The sequence below is a fragment of the Pedobacter sp. UYEF25 genome (assembly GCF_054061655.1).
Genome location: NZ_JBSSEL010000002.1, coordinates 151,798 through 175,634 on the forward strand (window position 1 = coordinate 151,798; position 23,837 = coordinate 175,634).

Genomic DNA, 23,837 nt, shown 5'->3' on the forward strand with positions numbered 1-23,837 from the left:
TTCTTTTAAGCAAAATTACGTTAACCACAACAACGACCTATTTTTTTGTCCAATTTAGGTTGGAAAAATAGATAGTTGATGTGGAATGAACCCGGGAGCTGTTGCAAAATCTCGCCAAATTCCACTAAATTATCATTTAAATCGAATTGCCTTAAGCGGAGAAACTTTACTGATTAAAAAAGATGGGATAACCAATACCACTAAGCAGATCACAATGGTAAGGATATTTAGCAGCACGACATCCATAAAATGAAACTCTACGGGCACATAAGACAAAAAATATGATGATTGTTCGAGTTTAAATACATGGGTGCTTGATTGTATAAACCCTAATCCTAAACCTAAGATATTTCCTAAAATTAACCCGATAATAATTAGGTAAGCTGCATTGTACAGAAATATCTTCATGATGCTTTTGTTGCTTGCTCCAAAAGATTTTAACATTCCGATCATGTTGGTTCGCTCTAAAATCATGATAAGCAATGCAGTAACCATGTTTATTACGCCCACAATAAGCATCAGAACAAGCAATACGGTAGTGTTTACGTCTAACAAACCAAGCCAAGTAAAAATGTTTGGATAATTTTCTTTTACAGAATACGAGCGAAGATTGTTTGGAAGGTTTTCGAAAATTTGTTGTGCAACGGGTTGTAGGTTCGAAAAGTTTTTGATGCTGATTTCTATGCCGCCAATTTCATCTGGCTGCCAATTATTCAGTCTCTTTACGATGTTAATATCTCCTAAAACAAACCCTTTATCTATATCCTCTACTCCTATCTCATAGATCCCGACCACCTTAAATTTTCTTCGTCGCGGTGGATCTTGCACAAAATACATGATAAAATCATCACCGATTTTTAGTTTGAGTCGCTTTGCAGTATAGTTCGATATAAGCAATTCTTTCATCGCCGAAGCACTGTCTGCGAAATTAATTACACGCCCACCTATTAAATGGTTTTTGATGTATGTCCATGGGTAAGTATTGTCTATTCCCTTAAAATTTATACCTTCAATCTCTGCATTAGCCGCTAAAATGGCCGGTTTGGTAGCGAAAGGATAAAAATTGGCAATTTGATTATTGGCTTTTAACTGCCTTTTTAAACTGTCGGTAAATAGAATCGGTGAGTGCTCAAACGAATTGTTTAGATCATACCTAATCACTTCAACATCTCCAATAAAGCCCCTAACCTTATATTCTATCTGCGTTTTAAAGCCTTTAATAATTGCCACAGACAGCACCATCACGGCTAAACTAAGCATTACGCCGACAATGGCGATGCGCACAATAAGTTTGGAAAACTTTCTTTCAGACTTAATTGCAATGCGTTTAGCTATAAAATATTCGAAATTCAAGGTTTATAAATTTGTATTTTAGCAAAAATGCTCAAATCATTTTAAAAAGCCATATTTTAGTTTTTTTTTTAAAGTTGGAGTTATAAGATTCGCGCTAGAACAACCTTTAATTAATAATTCAAATAGATCTTTCCATAATGAAAAACTATCTTATACTTAGTTGCTTCTTATTTACTTGGTTTTCTGCCTGTAGCGAGCCCGTACCTAGTGAAAATAAGGAAGCGGTAAAAGCATTGGTTGATAAAAAGATAGCTGTTACTGCCGATTCAATAAAGACAGGCGCAGAACAAACAGCTCAATATTTGCCTCTATTAAAAGGTAAGAAAGTTGGTATGGTGGTAAACCCAACATCTATTATTGGTCAAAAAACTCTTGTCGACAGCCTATTGAAACTGGGCATAAAAATTGAAAAAATATTTGGTCCTGAGCATGGGTTTAGGGGAAATGAAAGTGCGGGAATTAGTGTGGCCGATGATGTGGATACCGAAACTGGCATTAAAATTATTTCCTTATACGGAAAACACAGCAAGCCAACCAAAGAAGATTTGGAAGACATCGACGTGATGATTTTCGATATTCAGGATGTTGGCGTTCGGTTTTACACATACATCAACACAATGCAATATGTAATGGAAGCTTGTGCCAACAACAACACGCCACTTATTATTTTAGATAGACCTAATCCAAATGGATATTTAATTGACGGGCCAATATTAGATCCGAAATTTAAGTCAGGCATTGGTCTGCAACCTATCCCAATAGCGCATGGCCTTACCATTGGAGAGTATGCCCAAATGCTGAATGGTGAAGGCTGGTTAAAGGATAAGGTTAAATGCGATATTAGGATTATCAAGGTTGCGAACTATGCCCACGATATGGATTATGTATTGCCTGTCAAGCCGTCACCAAACTTAAATACGCAGCAGTCTATTCTACTTTACCCAACAACATGCTTATTTGAGGGCACTTATTTGAATCATGGTCGTGGCACGCAATTCCCTTTTACTGTTGTCGGAGCACCATATTTTAAAGGTATTTTCGACTTTAGTTTTACGCCGGAAAGCATAAAAGGAATGTCAGAAACGCCTATCTTCCGAGATCGGGTTTGTTACGGATTAGATTTAAGAACTGCCGATATGGTTGAGATTAAAAAAAGCAAACAGCTACAACTGCAATGGTTGATAGAACTTTATCAGAAATCACCAAATAAAGGAGATTTTTTCAACAACAAATTGAGCAACCAAATGGGCGTTATTGAGCGACTTGTGGGCGTTGCAGATTTTAGAAAACAGATTGAAGGAGGCAAAACGGAAAAAGAGATTCGGGCAAGCTGGGAATCAGGGCTAAATAAATATAAAGAAATGAGGCAAAAGTATCTTCTTTACAAGTAGGCAACTTCCCGCATACCGCGCAAAAAATCTGAACATGTTTTTAAAAACAAACTAGCACTTTCTAGCGTTTGTCAATAACAAATTGCGCAAATAACGCGTGTTTTTCAAAAAAAACTAAATTAGACACATGAGTGGACCAAAAAAAACGAGCGATAAACCGGGGAGTACTTACGAAAATGAGTTGCCGAAAGACCGTGAACCAACTGATCATAAAACGGTTAAAAAACCTGAGGACAAACATTACATCAAAGAAGAACCACATTATAAAGATCCAGCCAAGCAGCGAGAAAATGATGAGCAGCCTGTTCATCCAATTAAAGAAGCGCCGGAAGAGGATTAATGCTTCTTTTGGATTTTATTTGCGTCTTTTAAAAAAGAAAGTAAAACCTTCTCATCTTCATATAATGCAGGTGGATTCTTGGCATCCGCTTTATTCAACTTTTTGATATATTTATCGAGGTTATTTTCCTCATAAGCAGTAATAAGCAAAGGATAAACGTAAGAACTTTTACAAACCGCGCGCGTGTTGCCCAACTTAGAAGCCACACAATCTAAAACGGATACAATCTGTTTTTTGGTAGCTGTGGTGCTTAAAGTAGATGCGTCTTGAGAACATTTCGCAAATTGTCTTAGGGCTTCCAGCGTTCCTCCCCATGTTCTAAAATCTTTTGCAGTAAAATCATCACCCGTGATTTCTTTGATGTACTGATTTATTTTTCCAGAATCTATTCCACGGTGTTCTTTGCCATCCGCGTAATATTGGAAGAGCTGTTGGCCAGGAATATCCCTGCATTTTTTAACTAATCCTGCCAATTTTCTATTTGTAAATTCTAAATCTTGGTGCACGCCTTTTTTGCCTACAAAGGTCATTTTAATCTTATTTCCTTCAATTTTTACATGCTTATCTCTAAGTGTGCTTAAGCCAAAAGACCCGTATAATTGCTTATAACTTTCGTTTCCAACCCTGATAAGCGATTGTTGTAGTACTTCTACGCAAATGGCCAGCACTTTGCGCTCATCAAAGCTTTTCCGCTTTAAATCCTTAGCGAGATGTTTACGCGCCTCAGGTAGTGCTTTACCAAATTCTAGTAGATTGTAATATTTATTTTCAGATCTACGGCTGGTCCACTTTGCATGGTATTTATACTGTTTGCGCCCCGCTAAATCTATGCCCGTAACCTGCAAATGGGCATTTGGTTTCGCTGCAATCCACACGTTTCGCCAAGCAGGTGGAATTACAAGTGCGTTAATCCTATCGAGATGATTTGAATTATTAATCACTTCTCCCTTTTCGTTGTGATAAGAAAAGTGTCCCGTTTTCCCCTCCCGATAAAATCCAGGAGAGCTATCATTTGTATAAATTAAACCACTTGCCTTAACTTCGTCTAGATCTGGAGCCATGTTTTTATGGAGGAATAAATATTTTTAGTTATTTTGTCGCATTAAAACATAGCTTAATGAAAATAGTTTTTATGGGTACGCCAGAATTTGCAGTTGCATCTTTAGCAGCGATTATAACTGCCGGAATCGAAGTTGCGGCAGTTGTTACTGCGGCTGATAAACCTGCGGGTCGTGGTCAAAAACTGAATGAAAGTGCTGTGAAGAAATTCGCAATAGAAAACAACATACCTGTTTTGCAACCACTTAAACTAAGAGATGAGCATTTTCTTGAAGAGTTGAGGGGATTTGACGCAGATTTATTCGTTGTAGTTGCATTTAGAATGTTACCAACCATTATTTGGAAAATGCCTAAGCAAGGTACAATAAATCTACACGGTTCTTTGTTGCCACAGTATCGAGGAGCTGCACCTATAAACCACGCCATTATAAATGGCGAATTAGAAAGTGGCGTGACCACTTTTTTTATAAAAGAGGAAATTGATACAGGCGACATTATTTTTAAAAGCAGCGTTTCAATAAGTGATGAAGAGACCGCAGGAGATTTACATGACAAATTGATGCAGGAAGGCGCTAACCTTCTTGTTAAAACAATTAAAGCAGTTGAAAATGAAGACATTAATGAACAACCCCAGCAGATTAGTGAACTGTTGAAATTTGCGCCAAAAATTTTTAAAGAAGATTGTAAAATCAATTGGAACGACAGCTGCAAAAATGTGTATAATTTTATTAGAGGACTAAGTCCTTACCCAACCGCCGTGACTCAATTAAATGGAAAAATTTTAAAAGTTTTTAAATCCGCTATAGAATCCACATCGCCAGCAGAGGAAGCTGGAGCATTTAAAACGGATGGTAAAACTTTCCTAAAGTTTGCAACGCAAGATGGTTATGTCCATTTACTCGATTTACAATATGAAGGCAAAAAACGGATGCAAGTCGACGATTTTCTACGCGGTGTGCGCCTTTAAAATTACACTCAGACTTATCATTAACCTCTATTCTCAAGTATTTGATCCATAGAAAGCTTTTTTCACTTTACTTTAGTGTTTAAAAAGCACAATCAATGTACTCATAGACCTAGGTGCTCCTGAAGGAAAATTTAAACAACCTAAACTCACCAATTCTCTCAGCATCATCAAACATGTGTATAAATTTTATTTAAAGATGCTGTAATGCCTTAAATATTGGCATTGTTGGTAGATTTTTTGTTATTTTCGCTATCCGCATGTTACACATCCAATCTAAACTCCAAAATACCGATACCTCTATATTCTCCGTCATGTCTGCGATGGCAAAAGAATATGGCGCAATCAACCTTTCTCAAGGATTCCCTGATTTTCCTTGCGATCCAAAGTTAATCGATTCGGTTACGAGCGCAATGTTAGACGGACACAATCAGTATGCGCCGATGGCAGGACTTCCTGCTTTAAGAGATTTTATTTCCAACTATATTTTAGACAACCTTGGCTATAAATTTCACACAGAAGATGAAATTACCATAACCGCAGGCGCCACGCAAGCTATTTTTACAGCAATAGCTGCAACTATAAATTATGGGGATGAGGTGATTATTTTTGAACCCGCATATGATTGTTATGCACCAACCATTAGGCTTTTTGGTGGAATAGTAAAAGCATATCAACTCATTCCCCCTAACTATAGTATTGATTGGCAAATGGTTAAAAAACTGTTTACGTCAAAAACTAAGATGATAATCATAAACAGCCCTCAAAATCCGACAGGAATTACGCTCACTGTTGGAGATATGCAGTCGCTGATAAAATTGGTTGAGGGAACAGATATCGTTTTAATAAGTGATGAGGTTTATGGACATTTAATATTTGACGGAAAAAATTACGAGAGTGTAGTCGGTTATGAAGAGCTACGCGAAAGAAGCTATATTGTTTATTCTTTTGGCAAATTGTTACATGCCACAGGTTGGAAAGTAGGTTTTTGTCTTGCCCCAAAAAAATTAACGGCAGAGTTTAGAAAAGTGCACCAATTTAATATTTTCAGCGTTAATACTCCAATGCAGCAGGGTATATCGAATTACTTGGAAAGAAATAGTCAGCTTGGTGAACTAGCTAATTTTTTTCAGACAAAAAGAGATTTCTTCATAAATCTTCTTTCGAACAGTCGTTTTGAGCTCTTAGCCTGTAACGGATCTTACTTTCAATGTGCAAGTTACCGAAATATAAGTGATGAAAACGATGTTGAATTTACCAGGAGATTGATCAAAGAATTTGGCGTCGCTGCAATTCCTGTTTCGGCATTTTACCAAAACTCAGATGACCATAAGATTGTTCGGTTTTGTTTTGCGAAACAAGATGAAACATTAGTACGTGCGGCAGATAAATTAATGATGGTATAAAAAACACAAAGAATGGCTACTCCAATTTACAAACAAATCGAGAACTTAAAAATCACCATTTTTCAGGCTTATCTTTTTTGGCAAAACGTAGATAAGAACTTACAGAACTTAAGTTTAAAGCTTTCGAGCGGGGTACGAGAGAAGACAGATTTGATTGTCCTACCGGAAATGTTCAGCACGGGATTTACAATGAATGCTGAAGAATTTTTTGAAGAGATGGGAGGCAAAACAATGCAGTGGATGCAAAAAACCGCCCACCAATACAGTTGCGTTGTGGCAGGAAGTTTAATTATAAAAGAGGAAAATAAATTTTACAATAGGCTAATCTGGATGAATGCAGATGGTAGCCATCAAAAATACGATAAAAGGCATCTTTTTGGATTAGGTGAGGAAGATAAAAATTTCTCTTCGGGAAAAGAAAGTGTGATCGTTACATTAAAAGGTTGGAAAATAAGACTGGCAATCTGTTATGATTTACGTTTCCCGGTTTGGATAAGAAATACCGACGCCGCTTACGATATTTTGCTGTTAGTTGCGAGTTGGCCAGATAAACGTTCCGCACATTGGCGCACTTTAATTCCTGCAAGGGCAATAGAAAACCAAAGTTATGTGGTAGGTGTAAACCGTGTTGGGCACGATGGCAATCAAGTTTACCATGGTGGCCATTCTATGGTGATAGATCCGAATGGCAACACCGTTTATTATAAGCCGGAAGATGAAGACCTATATACCACAACTATAAATTATGAAGAAGTTGTAAAAATAAGGCGACAATTGCCTTTTTTGGCAGATGCCGATGATTTTAAAATTATTGATTGAAATGTAGTAGATGACATCTACAGAAATGAACTTATAGCCTTACAAAACTATGTTTAACAGAAGAAGATTCTTAAAAGCCTCTGCCCTTTCAGCGAGCCTTTTTGCAATTGACAAAAAGGGATTTGCAAATGCGATTCCAACTCGCAATAACAAAATACAAGCTTCCCCTATTGTAATTTCTACTTGGGATTTCGGAATCACTGCAAATGCAGCGGCATGGAAAATTCTATCCTCGGGGGGGAAATCTCTAGATGCGGTGGAACAGGGCGTCTGGGTACCAGAAGCAGATCCAAGTAACCAAAGTGTTGGTATAGGGGGTCTGCCGGATCGAGATGGCCATGTTACGCTAGACGCTTGCATTATGGACGAGCAAGGTAACTGTGGATCTGTAACCGCTTTACAACATATTTTACATCCAATTTCCGTCGCTCGGAAAGTAATGGAGAAAACCCCTCATGTAATGCTTACTGGAGATGGCGCATTACAATTCGCTCTAGAACAAGGCTTTAAAAAAGTAAATTTACTCACTGCGCAAAGCGAAAAGGATTGGAAAGAATGGTTAAAAACTGCTAAATACGAGCCTACTGTAAATATTGAGAATAAACTTTATAAAAAAGTGGCTCCACAGAGATTACCAGGTAATAAATACAACCACGATACCATTGGAATGTTGGCTTTAGATGCAAATGGAGATATGAGCGGCGCCTGTACAACAAGCGGTATGGCTTATAAATTATATGGTAGGGTTGGCGACAGTCCGATCATTGGCGCCGGTTTGTACATCGATAATGAAATTGGAGGTGCAACTTCCACAGGCGTTGGCGAAGAAGTTATCAGAAATGTAGGATCTTTTTTGGTTGTGGAGTTAATGCGTCAAGGACATTCGCCAGAAGAAGCGTGTAAAGAAGCAGTTATGCGCATAATTAGACGTAAGCCAGAAACCGCAAAAAACATTCAAGTAGGTTTTTTGGCTATGAATAAGAAGGGCGAATACGGCGCTTTTGCAATACAACAAGGCTTCAGTTTCGCAGTTTGTGACGCGCAAAAACAAGACTTGTTAATTAAAGGCAAAAGTCATTATTAAAATTTTATAACGTATTGGAATGGAGTGAATTTTTCTTCAGAAACTACGAATTTTATAGTTTCGCAGTATATCATAAAAAAAGTCATTCAAGAAATTTCTCTACTAACTGTTCGTAACGGAACGAAGGAAAAAAAAATAATTTAATGAACGTAGCCAGTCTCACAAAATCTTTCGAGTTAGAAATTTGCGCAAACTCTTACAGATCTGCTTTGGCGGCCCAATTGGGCGGAGCCACTCGGGTAGAACTTTGTGATAACTTAGCTGAGGGAGGAACCACTCCTAGTTACGCTCAAATTTCACTCTCAAAAAAAAATCTGCAAATAGAAGTTTGGCCAATTATTAGACCCAGAGGTGGTGATTTTCTATATTCAGAGATTGAATTTCAGTTAATGATAGAAGACATAAAAATTTGTAAATCATTAAATTGTGAAGGGATAGTTACGGGAATTCTTAAGAAGAATGGTGATATAGATGTGGTGCGACTACGTGAGTTGATTGAATTGGCAAAGCCGATAAAGGTTGCTTTCCACCGAGCATTTGACATGTGTAATAATAAGGAAAAAGCCCTTGAGGAACTCATTGATTTGGGCGTTGTGAGGGTTTTGTCATCGGGTGGTGCTTCGTCTGCAATAGAGGGCAGAGAAATGTTGGCAGCTCTTGTAAAGCAAGCGCGAGGTAGAATTTCGATTATGCCCGGCGCAGGAATTAACCTAGTAAACCTCAAAGAATTGATTGAAAAAACTGGTGCGACAGCTTACCATGCCTCCGCAAAAGCGTCTGTAAAAAGTGAGATGGAATTTAGGAATTCAGCGGCCAAGATGGGTACTCTGAATGATGAATATCTATATGAATTAACCTCTGAACAAACTGTGAGGGAATTAATGCAGATGGCAAAATAGAAGCTATTTAGCCGACTCACAATTTATCAGGAATGATAAAAAGAAGTACAATGCTTCGGAGTTAATTTTTGGTAGAAAGCTAGAGATTCGTTTCGACCATCGAACAAAGTTAAAAAAACTCAAACGTTAACTTATTTATTATCGCCACTGCCTGGCACATAGTGCAGACCGGGTGTTAACCAATGCAACAACATTACTCTAGAAACACGATAATTTATTGGCGATAAAAATAAAACGCCCAGCACAATAATTCCCCAGTAATAGAGGAAGTTTTCATAAAGAAGTGGCAAGCCAAAAACATATAAACATACGCCGATGGTTATAATTTCTGCAACGCTAATTGCATAGCTCACAAACATGGCCACATAGAAAAAACCTGGCTCGCGCTCAAACCTAAGATTGCACCACGAACAATTTATATTTGTTTTCTGATTTTTGAAATCGTACGCATGTCCTTTAAAAATATCTCCCTTTCTGCAACGTGGGCATTTTTGTTGAAATACTGCTTTGAATTTAGAGATCTCTTCCATTAATATGTATTTGAGTACAAAAATAGTTATCCCAAATCGGTTGCTTTATGACCTAAATCATAACATTAAAAATCTATTAAAAGGAATGTCGATAAGGTACGTATTCGATACCCATCAAACTTTAACAATTCTTCCTGAGTCTAGCAGAACAAATCCTCTTTTCGCCAATTGTTTAACAATTCTTATCACTGTTTCTACTCTTAATCCGGTCATATCTGCTAACTCTTGCCTGGTAACTTTAAGAATTTCACCCTTCTCAAGGTCGGCGATTAAAAAATTAATTATGGTTTGCAAGCGATGGTCAGCCTTTTCATTTCCGAGCTCTTCAAGCATCATCGATTTATAGAAAAGCCTGTTGCTCAACACCTTAATTAATTCTGCACTAAATTTTGGATCGTCTGTCAACAGCTTAAAGAAATCAGCTTTATTAACGGGGATAATTTCTGAGGCTTTAGTGGCAATAGTATAGGCAAGGTATGGTCTATCTACCAATAAAGCAGGCTCACCAAAGTACTGACCAGTTTTAAACACGCCTTGAATAAATTCCCTACCGTCGGCATTTACCGTTACCATTCTTACTTCCCCGCTTTTTATAAAATAAACAAATTTGGGTTGCATTCCCGGTTCATAGATAACCTCATCTTTCGAAAGCGTTTTTACGGCATAGCCTATATCTATAAATTGCTGAAAGTACATTAAGAATTTAAATTAAATTTTCTATCTCAATAGTTTAAAATAGAGTTTCCTGCATCAATTTTGTGTAGAATTCCGTTAACGTTAAGCCCATAGCTGCTACCTGCTGAGGTATAAAACTGGTGGCCGTTTGTCCCGGCACGGTGTTTATTTCAATAAAATAAAAATCACCTTCGTCGCCGATAAGAATAAAATCTATTCGAACTACTCCCCTACAATTCAGTTTTTCGTAAACGAGTGTTGCTATTTCTTTTACTCTGCTGTTGGTTTCATTCCTAATCTTTGCAGGCGTAGTTTCTATGGCGATTCCAGGCGTATATTTTGCCTCAAAATCAAAAAATTCTTTTTCAGTGCTTACTTCGGTGCTCGGCAAAACAATAATTTTACCATCTAACTTTACCACACCAACGGTAAATTCTCTACCTTCAATAAATTCCTCAATTAAAATTTGCTTGTCGACCTTAAAAGCAGTCTCCATTGCGATAGCCAATTGATCGCCTCGGGTAACTTTACTCATGCCTATGCTGCTTCCGCCACAATTTGGTTTTACAAAATAAGGAAGCGTTAAATGGTCAAGAACTTGATCATATTCTTTTTCTAATCCCCTAAAAAGCTGTATGGATTTTGCAACATGAAGATTTTTAATGCCGGAAACTATGGCTTTTGTATATGCCTTATTCATTGTAACTGCAGAGGTAATCGCATCGCAAGTGGTGTAAGGAATGTTTAGCATATCGAAATAACCCTGCAGCTTGCCGTCTTCTCCTGGCGAACCATGAATGGCAATGAAAACACCATCAAATTTAATTTTTCTACCGTCGATGGTGAGGGAAAAATCGTTTCTATCTATTTCGATTTTTACTGAATCTGCCGGCTCATAAAACCAGCTGTGATCATTTAAAATAATTTTATAAACATCAAAAAGTTCCGAATCAATGTTGTGAGCAATTGTCGCTGCACTTTTTAAAGAAATTACCCATTCATCTGTGGTACCTCCGGTGAATAGCGCAATGGTTTTTTTCATGATGGATTTTAGTTACTTAAAAATGAACTGATGTTTAAAATATAAGTTCAAAAATATAAATATCTTTGTGCTTTATTAATTTTAACGTGGAATATTACATGTGTTACTTTTAAGGTAGTTTAAAGAAGCTAACTATTTTTACTGGTAGTCGCACTTTTATCCTAAGTTATTGCGTTTAAACAAATTTATTCATTCATGCCTAAATTTACCGATTACCTAAAAACGTCTTCTTTTAGAAATACTGTAATTGCTGCTTTTGTTACTGTGATTATTTTAGTGGGAGCTGCCTTTTTTAGTTTAAGATACTATACGAAACACGGAGAAGGTTTGAATGTTCCACAGGTTAAAGGTCTTATCCTGGCTCAGGCAGTTCAAAAACTGGAAGATGCAGGATTAAAGTACGAAATAGATTCTGTCTTTATTATGGATAAGCCGCCTGGTTTTGTGATAGACCAAGATCCTGATGCAAATACTTTTGTAAAAGACAATAGAACTGTTTACCTAACCATAAATGCCGGTCGAATACCCGACACAAATTTTCCTAACATAGAGTTTAAAAACCTGAGAGAAGCGACAGCAATTTTGGAAAGTTCTAGGTTGAAGCTGGGTGATACTACCTATAAAGCAGACATTAGCAGGGACGTTGTTCTGGAAACATCATTTGGCGGCCAACCGATAAAAACAGGAGACAACATTCCGGTAGGTTCTAGAATCAACTTGGTGCTCGGCGATGGAAGGGGCAGCGAGGAGGTAGATATTCCTCAACTTACCGGACTGACGATGGACGAGGCGAAATTTAGTTTAAAAGGATCTATGCTGGCTTTGGGCACAATTATGTACGAGGGAACGATCACAGATAGTGCAAATGCTGTTATTACCTCACAAGATCCGATGCCGGTAGATTCCGCTAGTAAAGTTTCTATCGGAACGAGGATAAACATTAAATTGTCCAATCGGTCTAAAGTCATCGCAGATCCAAACACTTCCGTAGAACAGCCGAAACAAAACAACCCAACCAATCCTGATGCTTCCAAACCTATAAAACCTTTACGAAAATAATCATGGCAGATCAAATAGAAAATAAGCTGAGCAATGGCAAGAAGATAACGATTGTAGTTGTTTGCCTGGCCATTTTGGTGGGAGGATATTTTATGCTCAATTTTTACAAAACCTTTTTTGCACCGAATTTTACCGGAAGTCAAAAGTACCTGTATATTAGAACTGGCAGCGATTTAAATGCCGTGATTAAAGAACTTGAAAGTAAAGATTTAGTAAGCAGCATTGAATCTTTTAAAAAAGCTGCAGCTAAAATGAAACTTCCAGAGAACCTAAAACCGGGGAGATATCTGGTTAAAAAAGGGATGACCAACCGAACGGTAGTGAACATGATCAAGGCTGGAAATCAGGATCCAGTTAAACTGAAGGTCCATAACTTACGTACAAAAGAAAACTTTGCAGCTTTTTTAGCCAAAAATTTAGAGGCTGACTCGACACATTTTATAAACGTGCTAGATTCTAGTGATTTGCTGACTAAATATGGCTTCAATCAAGATAATGTGTACACAATGTTTATTCCAAACACGTACAACGTATATTGGAATGAAGCACCTGTTGATTTTTTCAAACGAATGAACAAAGAATACGATTCTTTTTGGACAACTGAGCGCAAACAAAAGGCAACAAGTTTAAACCTTACACCTATCCAAGTTACTATTTTAGCTTCAATCGTAGACGGAGAGGCGCTTTATGATAAGGAAATGCCAATCATAGCCGGTTTATATTTGAATCGATTAAACAAAGGGCAATTATTACAGGCAGATCCGACAGTAATTTTTGCAAATGGCGATTTTACCGTAAAACGCGTTACTAATAAGCTGTTACAAATTCCTTCTTTATACAATACCTATAAATATGCGGGCTTGCCACCTGGACCGATTATGATGCCCAGCATAAACGCTATAGATGCCGTGTTAAATCACGATAAAAACAATTATCTTTATATGTGTGCCAAAGAGGATTTCTCCGGTTATCACAATTTCGCATCTACACAAGAAGAGCACAATGCAAACGCAAGGAAATATAGGGAAGCTTTAAATAAGCGTAAAATCTTTAAATAATGTTTAGCCACGAGACAAAAATTAGGACCCGTTATGGCGAAACAGACCAAATGGGCTACGTTTACTATGGAAACTACGCCGAATATTTCGAGGTAGCGAGAGTGGAAATGCTAAGAAGTTTAGGTATGAGCTATAGCGCTATGGAGGAAGCAGGGGTAATGATGCCCGTGTTGGAACTAAACTGCAAGTACATAAAACCGCTCTATTACGACGAATTAATAACTATAAAAACCACAATAAAAAATTTACCAACTGCTAGAATTTTTTTCGAGTACGAAGTATTTAATCAAAAAGAAGAACTCGTGCACATTGGTAAAACGACACTTGTATTCGTAGATATGCGTACGAAGCGTCCAACTCATCCACCAGAAAGTTTTATGGAACGACTGGCAATTTTTTTTTAAAATTTAATGGAATGGCTTCACAAACACTTATTAAAATTTAAAATCTACCGAGATTTTATAAACTGGACGAAGCACTACATTCTTCCTGGTTTCAGTTCCCTACCACTTTACACCGTTGCGACTTTTTTTTTCAAAGAAATAGGAAAAGATGAGCTTTTGAATAAGTCTTCGTCGTTGGCATATAACTTTATGCTGGCTATTTTTCCAGCAATCATTTTCTTGTTTACACTAATTCCTTTTGTACCCATTCATAATTTTCAAGATCAATTGCTCAGCATCATCCAATTATTGCTTCCTAGCAATGCATACACCGCATTTGAAACTACCTTAAAGGACATTGTAAAAAATCAAAACGGCGGTTTGTTGTCATTCGGTTTTTTCTCAGCGATTTTTTTCGCTACAAATGGCATAGTAAATCTTATGAAAGCCTTCAATAGTTCTTCGTTGATCGTAGAAACTAGAGGGTGGTTAAGGAAAAGACTAGTCGCGCTGGTGCTTACTTTCGCAATTGTTATGTCTATTATAGTTTGCATCGGTGCATTAGCCGCAAGCGATTATTTACGCGATTATCTCCAACTCCACCTACACTTTAAACATAATGTAATTGTAGACAACATCATTGTGCTTATAAAATGGGTTTTCTTAGTGGCATTGTATTTTATAAACATTTCGATATTATACCGATACGGACCGTCGCATATTAAAAAGTGGAGACTTTTTAGTTCTGGAGCATTTTTAGCTACTGTACTGGCTTTTTTAACCATTTGGGGATTTACTTTCTACATCAACCACTTTGCATCTTATAACAAAGTTTACGGGTCAATAGGTACGCTGATCGTTATTATGATTTGGTTGTATTTAAATTCTCTCATATTACTGATTGGTTTCGAGTTAAACGCGAGCATACAAGTAAGTAAAAAGGTTTATAAGGTATCGAAACCTCGTTTCAATATTTTTAAAGAATCCTCCAGCCAAGATACCGAGAGAGAGAAAAATTAACTTTTTCTGCCTAGTCTTTAACCAATTAGCGACTTTTTCAAAAAAAAACCCATTCTAAGTTTGCAGAATTGCTTTGAGTTTGTACTTTTGCGGCGGAGAGTTGGCAGAGTGGTCGATTGCGGCAGTCTTGAAAACTGTTGACTTGTTAAAGGGTCCGCGGGTTCGAATCCCCCACTCTCCGCCACTAAAAACGAAATTATGCCCTTAGTTACTATCTAAGGGCATTTTTTGTTTATAAAGAACTAAAAGGGGTATCAAAGGGGGTACTTTTCAGCGGTTTAAAAATCAAATAGCTATCTTTGTTGAGTCCTTTTGTCGCTATTAGGATAAAATCTAAAAGGGTTACTATTAAGTTAGAACCCTTTTTTAGCTTTCAAAGAAACAATTGAAGTAAATTTGTATTTACGTTTTTTTTGAACAGGCATTTGAAATCCCTCTGATCTATTGGGGTTTACTGTTTCTACCATAGAATTTAAAATTAACATAGCAAGTTTGACCCACCCCACTTAAAGGAATCGGATTTGCTTTGACTTGTCTCGGACTCAATCAATAGGGTATAATCACTGAACAAAAAATATGTAGAAAAAATTCCAAGAAAGTAGAGTTACAGAGAACACATACTTACATGAGTTTAAGAACATTATATATTTCTTATAATGCACTGCTTTTAGCTGTTAAACTGCCGAAATCACAAAATGATAAAAATTCTACAGTTACTATCACTTTTCAGAGAGGAGACAAGCTACTTTGTAAGATGAAGTGGATATTTATTTCTAATATAATTTATGTAAAAACTTCCAAATGAACTAGCTTTTTTAAAATTAATCCATAATTCAGTTGGTACTTTTTGATGTATATATAACCGACCTTTCAAGCCAATAATCAAATATCCTATTTTACTGTCGCAACTGTAGAAATTAGCAGAAGTTACAAATGAGCTTGTCGACGTATTAATGTTATCTGTAAAATTAAATTTGGCACTCGTTATTCTATTTTCAGCATCTTTATATGTTGAAAATTTCTTTGGCAGCTTATTACAATTTTGAGGAAAGCCAAATAAAGGCAAATATATTAACCAAAGAAAGAAAATAGATTTAATTTTTGATTTCATGAATGTGCTTATTGACAATATTCGGCAATCGCTCTACTGATTCTGTAATCTTCACCCAAACTTTTTGCCATTTCTAAATCTTTACAACCACTATCTTTTCTATTTAGTTTGATTTTTGACATACCCCTAAAATAATACTTCATGGGGGAGAAAGCAGATATTTCGATTGATTTATCACAATCATCAATTGCGGAATAATAATCTCCCAATTCATATTTGGCAGTAGCCCTTATGTCTAATGCATCCGCATCTTTACGGCGATAGGCCAAGCATCTATTTACATCTTCTATCGCACCCCTGTAATCAAGTAGATCTATTCGTAATCCTGCTCTGTTGAAATAAATTGTCCAAAGTACATCCTTGTCAGTTGTTAACGTTTGTGCTTTATTATAATCATCAAAGGCTTCTTTACGTCTATTCAAACTAGATAATATATTTGCTCTGAAATTATAGTAATTGGCATCCATTTGATTTAAAGATACAGCCTTATCTATGTCCTTCAGTACAATATTATAATCAATTCCCTCTAACATCCTGTTACTATAAGCTCTTTAATAGTAACCTTCCGCATTATTCGGGCGGATTTTAAGGAATTTTGTAAAATCTGAAACTGCATTCTCATAGGAAGATAAATTAAAATTAGATAACCCTCTTTCATAGTAAGCACCTGAGCCATTAGGATTAAGTTTAATTGCTCTTGTATAATCTATAATTGCGCCTTTATAGTTTTTGCTGGAAAACTTTTTATGGCCCATATCAAAATACTTTATATAGTTTTGTCCATGCGCAACTTTTAGAAAACATAAACAGAAAAGAACTAGCACTGTTGAGCTTTTCATAATAAAGAAATTTAAGGTTTGCATAAATGTAGTGAACTTTCTTATTTACCTGCAATCTCGGTGTTACCTTTTAACCATTTAGTTATAATGTAAAATTGTATCATTTGCATTTGTTAGTTCATCGCATTTTCTGCTAATCAAATCTTTTAGTTCTCTATAATAATTGGCTTCACCCTGGGCAGAGATAATTCCTTTGTATATTTTTCTGTACCTACTTTTATTGTTCTTGCTGTATGCGCTCCATTTAGCATGGTTTGGCAATAAACTGTAAACTTGAAGCTGATGATTATTTAGTAGAAGCTCATTTATCGGCTCGTTTATGGTAAGATCATTTAAAATATTCAATAGTTCTGTTTTGCAATGTTCCCATAAAGAAATATCTAATAAATCGTTTAAGTAAATTTTTTTCCATTTTAAAGCGCACATTCTCATCACTTTTTTCTCAATCCGCAAAAGATTACTGCTTACTCCATACTGCAAACCTTTATTATATATTTTAATCTCATATTGATTGTAAGAACAACTCCTGCCGTTACCCTTACCAGTTACTTTCATTACATTAAAACCTTTGTCCTTATGTCGTATTAGCTGATTTAAGAACATGTCGGGATTAAATAATGTAGTGATATTAACACCAAACTCTAAGTTGCTAATGAGTGCGATTTCAGGGTTAATGTTTAATTCATTCATTAATTTGGCAATGGTCTTTCGTAGGTCTTTGAATGTGTAATCGTTATGATTGTGTTTTCCATTATTATAATACTTATGCAAACTCCCTTTTATTATGGTATATCCATTTCGTGCATATGTTGTAATACTTAAGCCCTTAATTTCGACTTTATAAGAGTTTAGCTCTCCGTGTTCATCTATGATTCTATTAATGTTAGAAAAATAATTGTGTTCTAAGGCATTTACGAATGCCAGATCAATAAAAGTGAATCGAATACCGTCACACATTATTGCATCCTTTCAAATTTGCTATTAAACTATTTAAATGTTCAATAGAAACATCAAAGCGTTTCGCCATATTTTCTAACCCCTTATCAGAAAATAAAGGCTAGGCATTTTTTTAAGAAAAGCTGTAATTTTTGTATCTTTATCTTGATTAGGAAATAAAGAGTTTAAAGGGAGGTCTTTCATTTTTGAAATCCTCCTTTTCTCTTTTCAGATATGGCTTGTAATACAGCTTCTTTATCGTAGCGTAAAGCCGAGCCGATTTGCATATAGGGTATTTTACCCTTTTTACGCCAACGTATTACTGTGGGCTCTGTAATGCTTAAAAATTGGCATAATTCTTTTGTTGTTATTGGTGATTCAATTTTTTTTGCTAATCCTTTCTCTTGTGGCAGACCTGTCAATTCTTCTCTTATTAGCAGACGTAAATCTTCTATTTTGATTAATACTAAATTTTCCATGGTTATTTCTTTTCATCGAAATTCAGTAGGATTTAGTACTTATAAAAAACTTGCGGAAAGGATGGAAAGTTTTACGGAAAGGTTTACGTCTTTGAGTTAAGAATTTGAAAAGCGAGCTAACATTTCTGAATAATCTGTTATTTTATCGCCAAGTTTTTTTGACCTCATAGTGCGTTCTGTTACACTTAAGCCGAAAAAAGTATTCATTGCTATATTTGCCAATTCCGTATCTGTAGCTTTTTTGTGGAGCATTCCCGATTCATATAATGCTTCTTGAAACGATGCTATTTCATATTTAGCGTTGCTCCTAAAGCCTCTCCATATTAAACAGTTATCGCTCTTACTAATCAATTTGTCATCAATCATAAATTTGATTAAATCGCCATAGTTTGATTCAACTTTAAATAAACTTTTTAGAGTTTTAAGTTCGTGAATTTGGATTGTCGAATCATCTGGTAGTGATTCAATTTTCATATTTATTTCTCTATCACTTGCAATAAAATCTATTTTTTGCTCTACTTCTGAAATTATACTGTAAATACTGTAGTTTTCTTGAAATACAGATTCTAAAAGTCTATGCACTTGCTTTTCCTCACTCGTATATTCTCGCATTAGTTCCAATGCTGCGGAATATAACTCTTGAACTTTTTCAATTTTTTTATTTGAATCTTCGTTTTGTAGTAAATTTAGTGGGATAGGGTAAAGATTTTTTTCTTTTATTTCTTTAATAAAGCTCACTTCATAAAGGCAATGAGATATGAGGTCTAATTTTTCTAGGATGTGATTTAAGTAGCTTTTTAATTGGTTATCATTTGAAGTGGAAATGTCATTTGATGTTAACTCCTTAATTAAGGTGTTTCTCAATTCGACTAATCGGATTGCATATTTTTGTGATAAATAACTTTTTATTATTTCTAGTTCTTGTATTTCTAGCGTTGGTAAAATACCAGTTCCATTAATAAAAACATTGAACTTTTTCTCGTCGATTATATTTATGATGCAAGGGATTTCTTCAGCTAATGCATAAAATTCGTTAAACTTTTCCAGTACCATTTTTTTCAAGGGAAAGTAATTATTAAATCTTATAACCAATTTTAACCCGTTCTTTTTGTGTTTCCTCTTTCTCTCGTTTATCAACCAAAAAGGTTAATGCTTGGTATATATCACTAAATTGCTGGTCGTATTTGGTCTCTAATTCATTAAGCTTGTCGGTTAAATCTTGGTGCGATAAAGCATACTGTCTGATTAACACAAATGTTCGCATAATGGCAATATTTACTTCAATTGCTTTTTTGCTTTTTAACACACTAGATAACATTGCCACGCCTTGTTCTGTGAAAGCATAAGGTCGAGAAGGGCTAAATTTAGCGGTTTCAGGTAGGTTATCACAATTTGTGATAAGCTCTTGCCATTCTTGTTTGCTCAACTGGAACATAAAATCATCAGGGAAACGATCTATATTTCTATTTACGGCTTGTTTTAAGGCTCTTGTTTCGGTTTCGTATAGTTCGGCAAGGTCAAAGTCTAACATCAATTTTAAACCTCTTACCTCGTGTATTTTGCTTTTTAATGTTTGTAGTTCCATCGGTTTACTTATGCTGATACGATTTTTAAGTTATTAACTTCTCCCCAAGCTTTGGCCATCACTACCTTTTTGCGCTTTTCGGTTACTTTAACATAACGTTTAAAGCTGCGGTAATCACTATGACCCGTAATTTCCATTACCTCCTCTGCGCTCATTCCTTTTTCCAAAGAAAGTGTTACAAACGTTTTTCTAGCTGTGTGAAAATGTATTAATTCATATTTTGGGTAAATAACCGCTTTTTTTTGTTTACCGTGAAAACGTACTATTTCAGTTGGGGCGTTAATGTTAGCCAATTGGCATAAATCTTTAATAGAATAATTAAGATTTTGGTTACTTATAGTAGGCAACGGTTTAAGTTCCTTGCTGTATTTTGATAAAATTGATGCTGAAATATTATTTAATGGAACTGAAAGTTCAGTTTTAGTTTTCTTAATAGTTAGAGTTATGACATTATCCTTTATGTGTTCGTGCCTTAATTGTGCGGTATCACTATGACGTAACCCGGTTGCACAAGCAAAAACAAAAATATCTCTGCATACATCTAAACGCTTATTGTTGGATAAATCTAAATTAATTATTGCATCAAGTTCGTTTTGTTCAAGTGCAATAACCTCCAACTTTTCTTTTTTAATACTAAAATCTTTATAGGATGGATTTACTTTAACGCCTTGCATCTTAGCATATCCTAGAAACGTTTTTAGCGTGCTTAAAGCTTTGGCAATAGTTGTATTGTTTAGCATCGAACTAACGTTACCTGCCTTATCTGTTTTAGTTCTATTGATAAGAAAAGTCTGCAACTTATTGAAAAAATTATAATCTATAGTATCAAAAGTTACTTTATGTTTAGTTGCATTTTGATAAGCCTGCAAATGATTTTTTACAGATTTATAAACGGTTAAACTTCCAACCTCTCTAGTTGCTTGATGGTCTGCTATATATTTATCCATAAAATCAAACAAGAAGTTTGTCGTCTCTTCAATTTTAATTAAACCAGATACTTTATTTGCCTTACGGTTTTTTAACTCTGTAATAACCATTAACGGGGAGAAAGGTATTTTATTAACGCTAAATGCCTTTTCAATATCTGCTACATCGTTGCTAACTACACTCAAAAGATTATTTAGCTCTGTTATTTCACTTTCTGCAAAATAGTTTTTCTTTTCAAGTAGTAGAAATTGCTTTTTGGTTTCCGCCTGGTTTAACCATTTCGCTTTGTTTTCTTTTTTGCTCCAGTATGCAGGAAATATTTTATAACCTGTTGCATATCTTACTCGAACGCCGTTAAGCGAATAAAACATAATAATTGGTGCTTTGCCATCATTAGAAACTTTATCAGTTCTAATCGCAAACCAAAGGGCTTTATTAATTGATATATCCATTACTTGTTGCTATTATCATGTAAACATACATAATAAAATCAATAGGGGTACTAAAGGGGGTACTAAAATTATTAACAACGTTAAGTTAGGTTTAGTGTAATTAAGTCAATAGGATGGTTTAAACAGATATTTGACAATTAAACACAAACCAACTAACACGCATATATGCATCGGTAAGTCCCCCACTCTCCGCCAAAATGGTATCAAAACCAACAAAAAGCCTGCAGATCTTATGATCAGCGGGCTTTTTTGTTTTTAGGGTATGTCAAAATATGCATCAGTTAAATTAGATGCGATAGATCGTGGCGAAATACGCGATGCCGTTTTAATGAAACACGGCAAATATTTTACTCGGATATCAATATGGGATAACGTTAATAAATACCAAAAAAGAAGTCTTGTGGAATTACAAAGCGCCAGATGGATTTGAAACGCATACCGCAGAGCCTTTTGGAAAAGATCATGTAGTTTTCGTTCAAAACGGTAATCCCGCCAAGGTTTTTGTTATGAATATGAAAACTAATGTGTTAGAAAAAGAATTCACTGTTCCTTTTAAAAGCGGTACACATGGGCAGATAAGACACGCTAGATTAACTTCTAGAGGCACCCTACTAGTTGCGCACATGGATTTAGGTAAAGTAAATGAATACAATAGCGATGGCAAGCAACTTTCATCAATTGATGTGCCTGGCATATGGTCTGCTGTTGAATTAAAAAATAGAAATATCCTTGTGTGCAGCAACAACGGTTTTGTTAGAGAACTTTCTACTGACGGTAAAACTGTATGGAATTGCCAGTTGAACGAACTGCCTGGTTATAAAATTACTATGCCCCAATTGGCTGTTAGGTTAGATAACGGGAATACGTTGGTGAATAATTGGTTTAATCAATGGGATAGCAAAGTAGATCCAGATAATTTACCAATTCAGGCAATAGAATTAACTCCAGATAAAAAAGTTATTTGGGCCCTTCGCTCTTGGGAATTTCCAACTAATTTAGGCCCATCCACTACCATTCAATTATTAAATAATAAAACTAGCCAATCAAAAGGGCAAAAAGCATTTTATTTTGGAAGCTTTAAATAAAGCCGCCAAGATACAGGCCCTGGAAATTAGGAGTATGGCATTTATAAAATCGTTAAAAATTAACCGTTATTATAGTTCCTTTCATTAAAATATTTAAATAATATTTGAATCTCTGAGGGCGTTTTTTTTTTGAGAAATGACTTTATTTAACAAAGGAAAACTGATTACGAAGAAGTGAATTAAGGAAAAGTATATATTGCTACAAGAGCTTGTTTAAGCTTTATTAGATCAAGTACATTTTATGGATTTCAAAAATGAATAACCGAATTGTTATTTAAAATATAGCCAGGCGATTTCCGAAAAACATCGATAGCCAACTTATATACCCATTGAAAATTATGGTTAACTTGGGCAAGATTTCACACACTTAACTAAAAAACCTCTTAAATGTTTAGGCAAAAAAATTTTATCTTACCTATTATTTGCATTGTAACTATTGTAATTGCTTCTTGCCATTTACAAAAGAAAACGGCTAAAGAAAATGATTGGCAAACGCTTTTTAATGGAAAAAACCTAGATGGATGGATACCAAAATTTTATCACCACCCTACTGGCGAAAATTATGCAAACACTTTTAAAGTGGTAGATGGAGTGATCCAGGTAAATTATGATGGATATAAAGAATTTAATCAACAATACGGCCACCTATTTTACAAGGAACCCTACTCCTCTTATCATTTAAAGTTCGAATATCAGTTTACCGATCAATGGATGAAAGATGCCCCATCATACACATATCGAAATAGTGGTGTAATGTTTCATTCGCAGGATCCAAAAACCATCTTGAAAGAACAAGATTGGCCAATTTCTATAGAATACCAGATACTGGCTGAAGAAAGAATTGGAGAAGCGAGGCCGACCGGAAACATGTGCTCTCCCGGAACGGACGTCTATTTTAAAAATGAAAAAGATCCTCGTCATTGCATAAACTCTCGCTCTAAAACCTACAAGTGGGATGATTGGGTAAGCGGCGAGTTAATTGTTTACAAAGATTCACTCATTAAACATATTGTAAATGGCGATACGGTATTGCAATATACAAAACCCCAAATAGGTGGCGGCATTGCAATAGGATACGATCCGGCTATAAAAGTTGATGGCAAACCACTTACCTCTGGTTTTATCGCTTTGCAAGCAGAAGGTCAGGGAATTAATTTTAGAAACATTAAAATTAAGATGTTAGATTGAGCAAATACCGTAACGCATTTTACGTTCATTTGCCTTTTCGAATTCTGTATAATCACGCGCTCGCAAAAGAATTGAATTATAATTTCTATCGCTTTGTTTTTTTCGCTGTAACCGATAAATAAGTCCATTCCATAAAATTTTAATTAAAATTGT

26 protein-coding genes and 1 tRNA gene are annotated in these 23,837 nt (G+C 35.6%); 14 read left to right on the forward strand and 13 right to left on the reverse strand.

The window, feature by feature from the left end:
- Positions 1-132: 132 nt before the first annotated feature.
- On the reverse strand, positions 133-1,353 hold the full coding sequence (locus tag ACVWYG_RS02705) for an ABC transporter permease (RefSeq protein WP_457268591.1): 1,221 nt from the start codon (positions 1,351-1,353) through the stop codon (positions 133-135).
- A 137-nt stretch (positions 1,354-1,490) separates the two neighbouring features.
- Here ACVWYG_RS02705 and ACVWYG_RS02710 point away from each other — a divergent pair, with 137 nt between their 5' ends.
- Together ACVWYG_RS02710 and ACVWYG_RS02715 are read left to right on the forward strand one after the other, a co-directional pair.
- Positions 1,491-2,744, forward strand: coding sequence for an exo-beta-N-acetylmuramidase NamZ family protein (locus tag ACVWYG_RS02710; protein ID WP_457268592.1), 1,254 nt, complete (start codon positions 1,491-1,493; stop codon positions 2,742-2,744).
- 127 nt (positions 2,745-2,871) lie between these two features.
- On the forward strand, positions 2,872-3,084 hold the full coding sequence (locus tag ACVWYG_RS02715; protein ID WP_457268593.1) for a hypothetical protein: 213 nt from the start codon (positions 2,872-2,874) through the stop codon (positions 3,082-3,084).
- Here the strand turns inward: ACVWYG_RS02715 and ACVWYG_RS02720 are convergent.
- Positions 3,081-4,145, reverse strand: a complete 1,065-nt coding sequence (locus tag ACVWYG_RS02720; RefSeq protein WP_457268594.1) for a DNA topoisomerase IB — start codon at positions 4,143-4,145, stop codon at positions 3,081-3,083. The genes ACVWYG_RS02715 and ACVWYG_RS02720 overlap by 4 nt on opposite strands.
- A gap of 56 nt (positions 4,146-4,201) precedes the next feature.
- Between ACVWYG_RS02720 and fmt the strand changes: the two genes are divergently transcribed.
- The 5 genes from fmt to ACVWYG_RS02745 all read left to right on the forward strand — a co-directional run bounded on the left by fmt (position 4,202) and on the right by ACVWYG_RS02745 (position 9,315).
- Complete coding sequence (gene fmt, locus ACVWYG_RS02725) at positions 4,202-5,110, forward strand: methionyl-tRNA formyltransferase (RefSeq protein WP_457268595.1); 909 nt, start codon at positions 4,202-4,204, stop codon at positions 5,108-5,110.
- 257 nt (positions 5,111-5,367) lie between these two features.
- Positions 5,368-6,513: a methionine aminotransferase gene (locus ACVWYG_RS02730; protein ID WP_457268596.1), complete on the forward strand. Its 1,146-nt coding sequence runs from the start codon at positions 5,368-5,370 to the stop codon at positions 6,511-6,513.
- A 12-nt stretch (positions 6,514-6,525) separates the two neighbouring features.
- Entirely contained in the window at positions 6,526-7,332 is an 807-nt protein-coding gene (locus ACVWYG_RS02735; protein WP_457268597.1) for a nitrilase family protein, read from the forward strand.
- Positions 7,333-7,381: 49 nt separating this feature from the next.
- Complete coding sequence (locus ACVWYG_RS02740; protein ID WP_457268598.1) at positions 7,382-8,416, forward strand: N(4)-(beta-N-acetylglucosaminyl)-L-asparaginase; 1,035 nt, start codon at positions 7,382-7,384, stop codon at positions 8,414-8,416.
- A 143-nt stretch (positions 8,417-8,559) separates the two neighbouring features.
- Positions 8,560-9,315 carry a copper homeostasis protein CutC gene (locus tag ACVWYG_RS02745; RefSeq protein WP_457268599.1) on the forward strand — a complete coding sequence of 252 codons (756 nt, stop codon included), beginning with the start codon at positions 8,560-8,562 and terminating at the stop codon, positions 9,313-9,315.
- Positions 9,316-9,446: 131 nt separating this feature from the next.
- Here the strand turns inward: ACVWYG_RS02745 and ACVWYG_RS02750 are convergent, their stop codons facing one another.
- From ACVWYG_RS02750 to ACVWYG_RS02760, 3 genes are all read right to left on the reverse strand, one after another.
- Complete coding sequence (locus tag ACVWYG_RS02750) at positions 9,447-9,845, reverse strand: DUF983 domain-containing protein (RefSeq protein WP_457268600.1); 399 nt, start codon at positions 9,843-9,845, stop codon at positions 9,447-9,449.
- Between the two features lie 114 nt (positions 9,846-9,959).
- Positions 9,960-10,541 (reverse strand): Crp/Fnr family transcriptional regulator, encoded by a 582-nt coding sequence (locus ACVWYG_RS02755; protein ID WP_457268601.1) that lies wholly within the window; start codon positions 10,539-10,541, stop codon positions 9,960-9,962.
- A gap of 34 nt (positions 10,542-10,575) precedes the next feature.
- Positions 10,576-11,562 (reverse strand): D-alanine--D-alanine ligase, encoded by a 987-nt coding sequence (locus tag ACVWYG_RS02760; protein WP_457268602.1) that lies wholly within the window; start codon positions 11,560-11,562, stop codon positions 10,576-10,578.
- A 195-nt stretch (positions 11,563-11,757) separates the two neighbouring features.
- Between ACVWYG_RS02760 and ACVWYG_RS02765 the strand changes: the two genes are divergently transcribed.
- The 5 genes from ACVWYG_RS02765 (at position 11,758) to ACVWYG_RS02785 (ending at position 15,266) form a co-directional block, all read left to right on the forward strand.
- On the forward strand, positions 11,758-12,621 hold the full coding sequence (locus ACVWYG_RS02765; RefSeq protein ID WP_457268603.1) for a PASTA domain-containing protein: 864 nt from the start codon (positions 11,758-11,760) through the stop codon (positions 12,619-12,621).
- A gap of 2 nt (positions 12,622-12,623) precedes the next feature.
- Positions 12,624-13,679: an endolytic transglycosylase MltG gene (gene mltG, locus ACVWYG_RS02770; protein ID WP_457268604.1), complete on the forward strand. Its 1,056-nt coding sequence runs from the start codon at positions 12,624-12,626 to the stop codon at positions 13,677-13,679.
- On the forward strand, positions 13,679-14,083 hold the full coding sequence (locus tag ACVWYG_RS02775; RefSeq protein WP_457268605.1) for an acyl-CoA thioesterase: 405 nt from the start codon (positions 13,679-13,681) through the stop codon (positions 14,081-14,083). Before mltG ends, ACVWYG_RS02775 begins: the two co-directional genes overlap by 1 nt.
- A gap of 6 nt (positions 14,084-14,089) precedes the next feature.
- Positions 14,090-15,082 (forward strand): YihY/virulence factor BrkB family protein, encoded by a 993-nt coding sequence (locus ACVWYG_RS02780; protein ID WP_457268606.1) that lies wholly within the window; start codon positions 14,090-14,092, stop codon positions 15,080-15,082.
- Positions 15,083-15,176: 94 nt separating this feature from the next.
- A tRNA-Ser gene (locus ACVWYG_RS02785) sits at positions 15,177-15,266 on the forward strand.
- 558 nt (positions 15,267-15,824) lie between these two features.
- Here the strand turns inward: ACVWYG_RS02785 and ACVWYG_RS02790 are convergent.
- From ACVWYG_RS02790 to ACVWYG_RS02825, 8 genes are all read right to left on the reverse strand, one after another.
- The gene (locus tag ACVWYG_RS02790; RefSeq protein WP_457268607.1) at positions 15,825-16,193 is read right to left on the reverse strand and encodes a KTSC domain-containing protein; all 369 of its coding nucleotides are present in this window, start codon (positions 16,191-16,193) and stop codon (positions 15,825-15,827) included.
- Positions 16,194-16,201: 8 nt separating this feature from the next.
- On the reverse strand, positions 16,202-16,726 hold the full coding sequence (locus tag ACVWYG_RS02795; RefSeq protein WP_457268608.1) for a tetratricopeptide repeat protein: 525 nt from the start codon (positions 16,724-16,726) through the stop codon (positions 16,202-16,204).
- An 18-nt stretch (positions 16,727-16,744) separates the two neighbouring features.
- Positions 16,745-17,032, reverse strand: coding sequence for a tetratricopeptide repeat protein (locus ACVWYG_RS02800; protein ID WP_457268609.1), 288 nt, complete (start codon positions 17,030-17,032; stop codon positions 16,745-16,747).
- Between the two features lie 78 nt (positions 17,033-17,110).
- A complete protein-coding gene (locus tag ACVWYG_RS02805) occupies positions 17,111-17,989 on the reverse strand; it encodes a hypothetical protein (protein ID WP_457268610.1) in 879 nt (292 codons plus the stop codon).
- A gap of 179 nt (positions 17,990-18,168) precedes the next feature.
- Entirely contained in the window at positions 18,169-18,447 is a 279-nt protein-coding gene (locus tag ACVWYG_RS02810; protein WP_457268611.1) for a helix-turn-helix domain-containing protein, read from the reverse strand.
- A gap of 96 nt (positions 18,448-18,543) precedes the next feature.
- Positions 18,544-19,500, reverse strand: a complete 957-nt coding sequence (locus ACVWYG_RS02815) for a hypothetical protein (protein ID WP_457268612.1) — start codon at positions 19,498-19,500, stop codon at positions 18,544-18,546.
- A gap of 22 nt (positions 19,501-19,522) precedes the next feature.
- A complete protein-coding gene (locus tag ACVWYG_RS02820; RefSeq protein WP_457268613.1) occupies positions 19,523-20,032 on the reverse strand; it encodes an ORF6N domain-containing protein in 510 nt (169 codons plus the stop codon).
- Between the two features lie 8 nt (positions 20,033-20,040).
- Positions 20,041-21,411: a tyrosine-type recombinase/integrase gene (locus tag ACVWYG_RS02825; protein WP_457268614.1), complete on the reverse strand. Its 1,371-nt coding sequence runs from the start codon at positions 21,409-21,411 to the stop codon at positions 20,041-20,043.
- 344 nt (positions 21,412-21,755) lie between these two features.
- Between ACVWYG_RS02825 and ACVWYG_RS02830 the strand changes: the two genes are divergently transcribed.
- Together ACVWYG_RS02830 and ACVWYG_RS02835 are read left to right on the forward strand one after the other, a co-directional pair.
- On the forward strand, positions 21,756-22,496 hold the full coding sequence (locus ACVWYG_RS02830) for a beta-propeller domain-containing protein (protein ID WP_457268828.1): 741 nt from the start codon (positions 21,756-21,758) through the stop codon (positions 22,494-22,496).
- 387 nt (positions 22,497-22,883) lie between these two features.
- On the forward strand, positions 22,884-23,684 hold the full coding sequence (locus tag ACVWYG_RS02835; RefSeq protein ID WP_457268615.1) for a 3-keto-disaccharide hydrolase: 801 nt from the start codon (positions 22,884-22,886) through the stop codon (positions 23,682-23,684).
- Positions 23,685-23,837: the final 153 nt, after the last annotated feature.

Bases quoted from the DNA above. Each gene is read 5' to 3' on its own strand.
- ACVWYG_RS02710 (WP_457268592.1), top strand. From the start codon at position 1,491: ATGAAAAACTATCTTATACTTAGTTGCTTCTTATTTACTTGGTTTTCT.
- ACVWYG_RS02715 (WP_457268593.1), top strand. From the start codon at position 2,872: ATGAGTGGACCAAAAAAAACGAGCGATAAACCGGGGAGTACTTACGAA.
- ACVWYG_RS02720 (WP_457268594.1), bottom strand. From the start codon at position 4,145: ATGGCTCCAGATCTAGACGAAGTTAAGGCAAGTGGTTTAATTTATACA.
- fmt (WP_457268595.1), top strand. From the start codon at position 4,202: ATGAAAATAGTTTTTATGGGTACGCCAGAATTTGCAGTTGCATCTTTA.
- ACVWYG_RS02730 (WP_457268596.1), top strand. From the start codon at position 5,368: ATGTTACACATCCAATCTAAACTCCAAAATACCGATACCTCTATATTC.
- ACVWYG_RS02735 (WP_457268597.1), top strand. From the start codon at position 6,526: ATGGCTACTCCAATTTACAAACAAATCGAGAACTTAAAAATCACCATT.
- ACVWYG_RS02740 (WP_457268598.1), top strand. From the start codon at position 7,382: ATGTTTAACAGAAGAAGATTCTTAAAAGCCTCTGCCCTTTCAGCGAGC.
- ACVWYG_RS02745 (WP_457268599.1), top strand. From the start codon at position 8,560: ATGAACGTAGCCAGTCTCACAAAATCTTTCGAGTTAGAAATTTGCGCA.
- ACVWYG_RS02750 (WP_457268600.1), bottom strand. From the start codon at position 9,845: ATGGAAGAGATCTCTAAATTCAAAGCAGTATTTCAACAAAAATGCCCA.
- ACVWYG_RS02755 (WP_457268601.1), bottom strand. From the start codon at position 10,541: ATGTACTTTCAGCAATTTATAGATATAGGCTATGCCGTAAAAACGCTT.
- ACVWYG_RS02760 (WP_457268602.1), bottom strand. From the start codon at position 11,562: ATGAAAAAAACCATTGCGCTATTCACCGGAGGTACCACAGATGAATGG.
- ACVWYG_RS02765 (WP_457268603.1), top strand. From the start codon at position 11,758: ATGCCTAAATTTACCGATTACCTAAAAACGTCTTCTTTTAGAAATACT.
- mltG (WP_457268604.1), top strand. From the start codon at position 12,624: ATGGCAGATCAAATAGAAAATAAGCTGAGCAATGGCAAGAAGATAACG.
- ACVWYG_RS02775 (WP_457268605.1), top strand. From the start codon at position 13,679: ATGTTTAGCCACGAGACAAAAATTAGGACCCGTTATGGCGAAACAGAC.
- ACVWYG_RS02780 (WP_457268606.1), top strand. From the start codon at position 14,090: ATGGAATGGCTTCACAAACACTTATTAAAATTTAAAATCTACCGAGAT.
- ACVWYG_RS02790 (WP_457268607.1), bottom strand. From the start codon at position 16,193: ATGAAATCAAAAATTAAATCTATTTTCTTTCTTTGGTTAATATATTTG.
- ACVWYG_RS02795 (WP_457268608.1), bottom strand. From the start codon at position 16,726: ATGTTAGAGGGAATTGATTATAATATTGTACTGAAGGACATAGATAAG.
- ACVWYG_RS02800 (WP_457268609.1), bottom strand. From the start codon at position 17,032: ATGAAAAGCTCAACAGTGCTAGTTCTTTTCTGTTTATGTTTTCTAAAA.
- ACVWYG_RS02805 (WP_457268610.1), bottom strand. From the start codon at position 17,989: ATGTGTGACGGTATTCGATTCACTTTTATTGATCTGGCATTCGTAAAT.
- ACVWYG_RS02810 (WP_457268611.1), bottom strand. From the start codon at position 18,447: ATGGAAAATTTAGTATTAATCAAAATAGAAGATTTACGTCTGCTAATA.
- ACVWYG_RS02815 (WP_457268612.1), bottom strand. From the start codon at position 19,500: ATGGTACTGGAAAAGTTTAACGAATTTTATGCATTAGCTGAAGAAATC.
- ACVWYG_RS02820 (WP_457268613.1), bottom strand. From the start codon at position 20,032: ATGGAACTACAAACATTAAAAAGCAAAATACACGAGGTAAGAGGTTTA.
- ACVWYG_RS02825 (WP_457268614.1), bottom strand. From the start codon at position 21,411: ATGGATATATCAATTAATAAAGCCCTTTGGTTTGCGATTAGAACTGAT.
- ACVWYG_RS02835 (WP_457268615.1), top strand. From the start codon at position 22,884: ATGTTTAGGCAAAAAAATTTTATCTTACCTATTATTTGCATTGTAACT.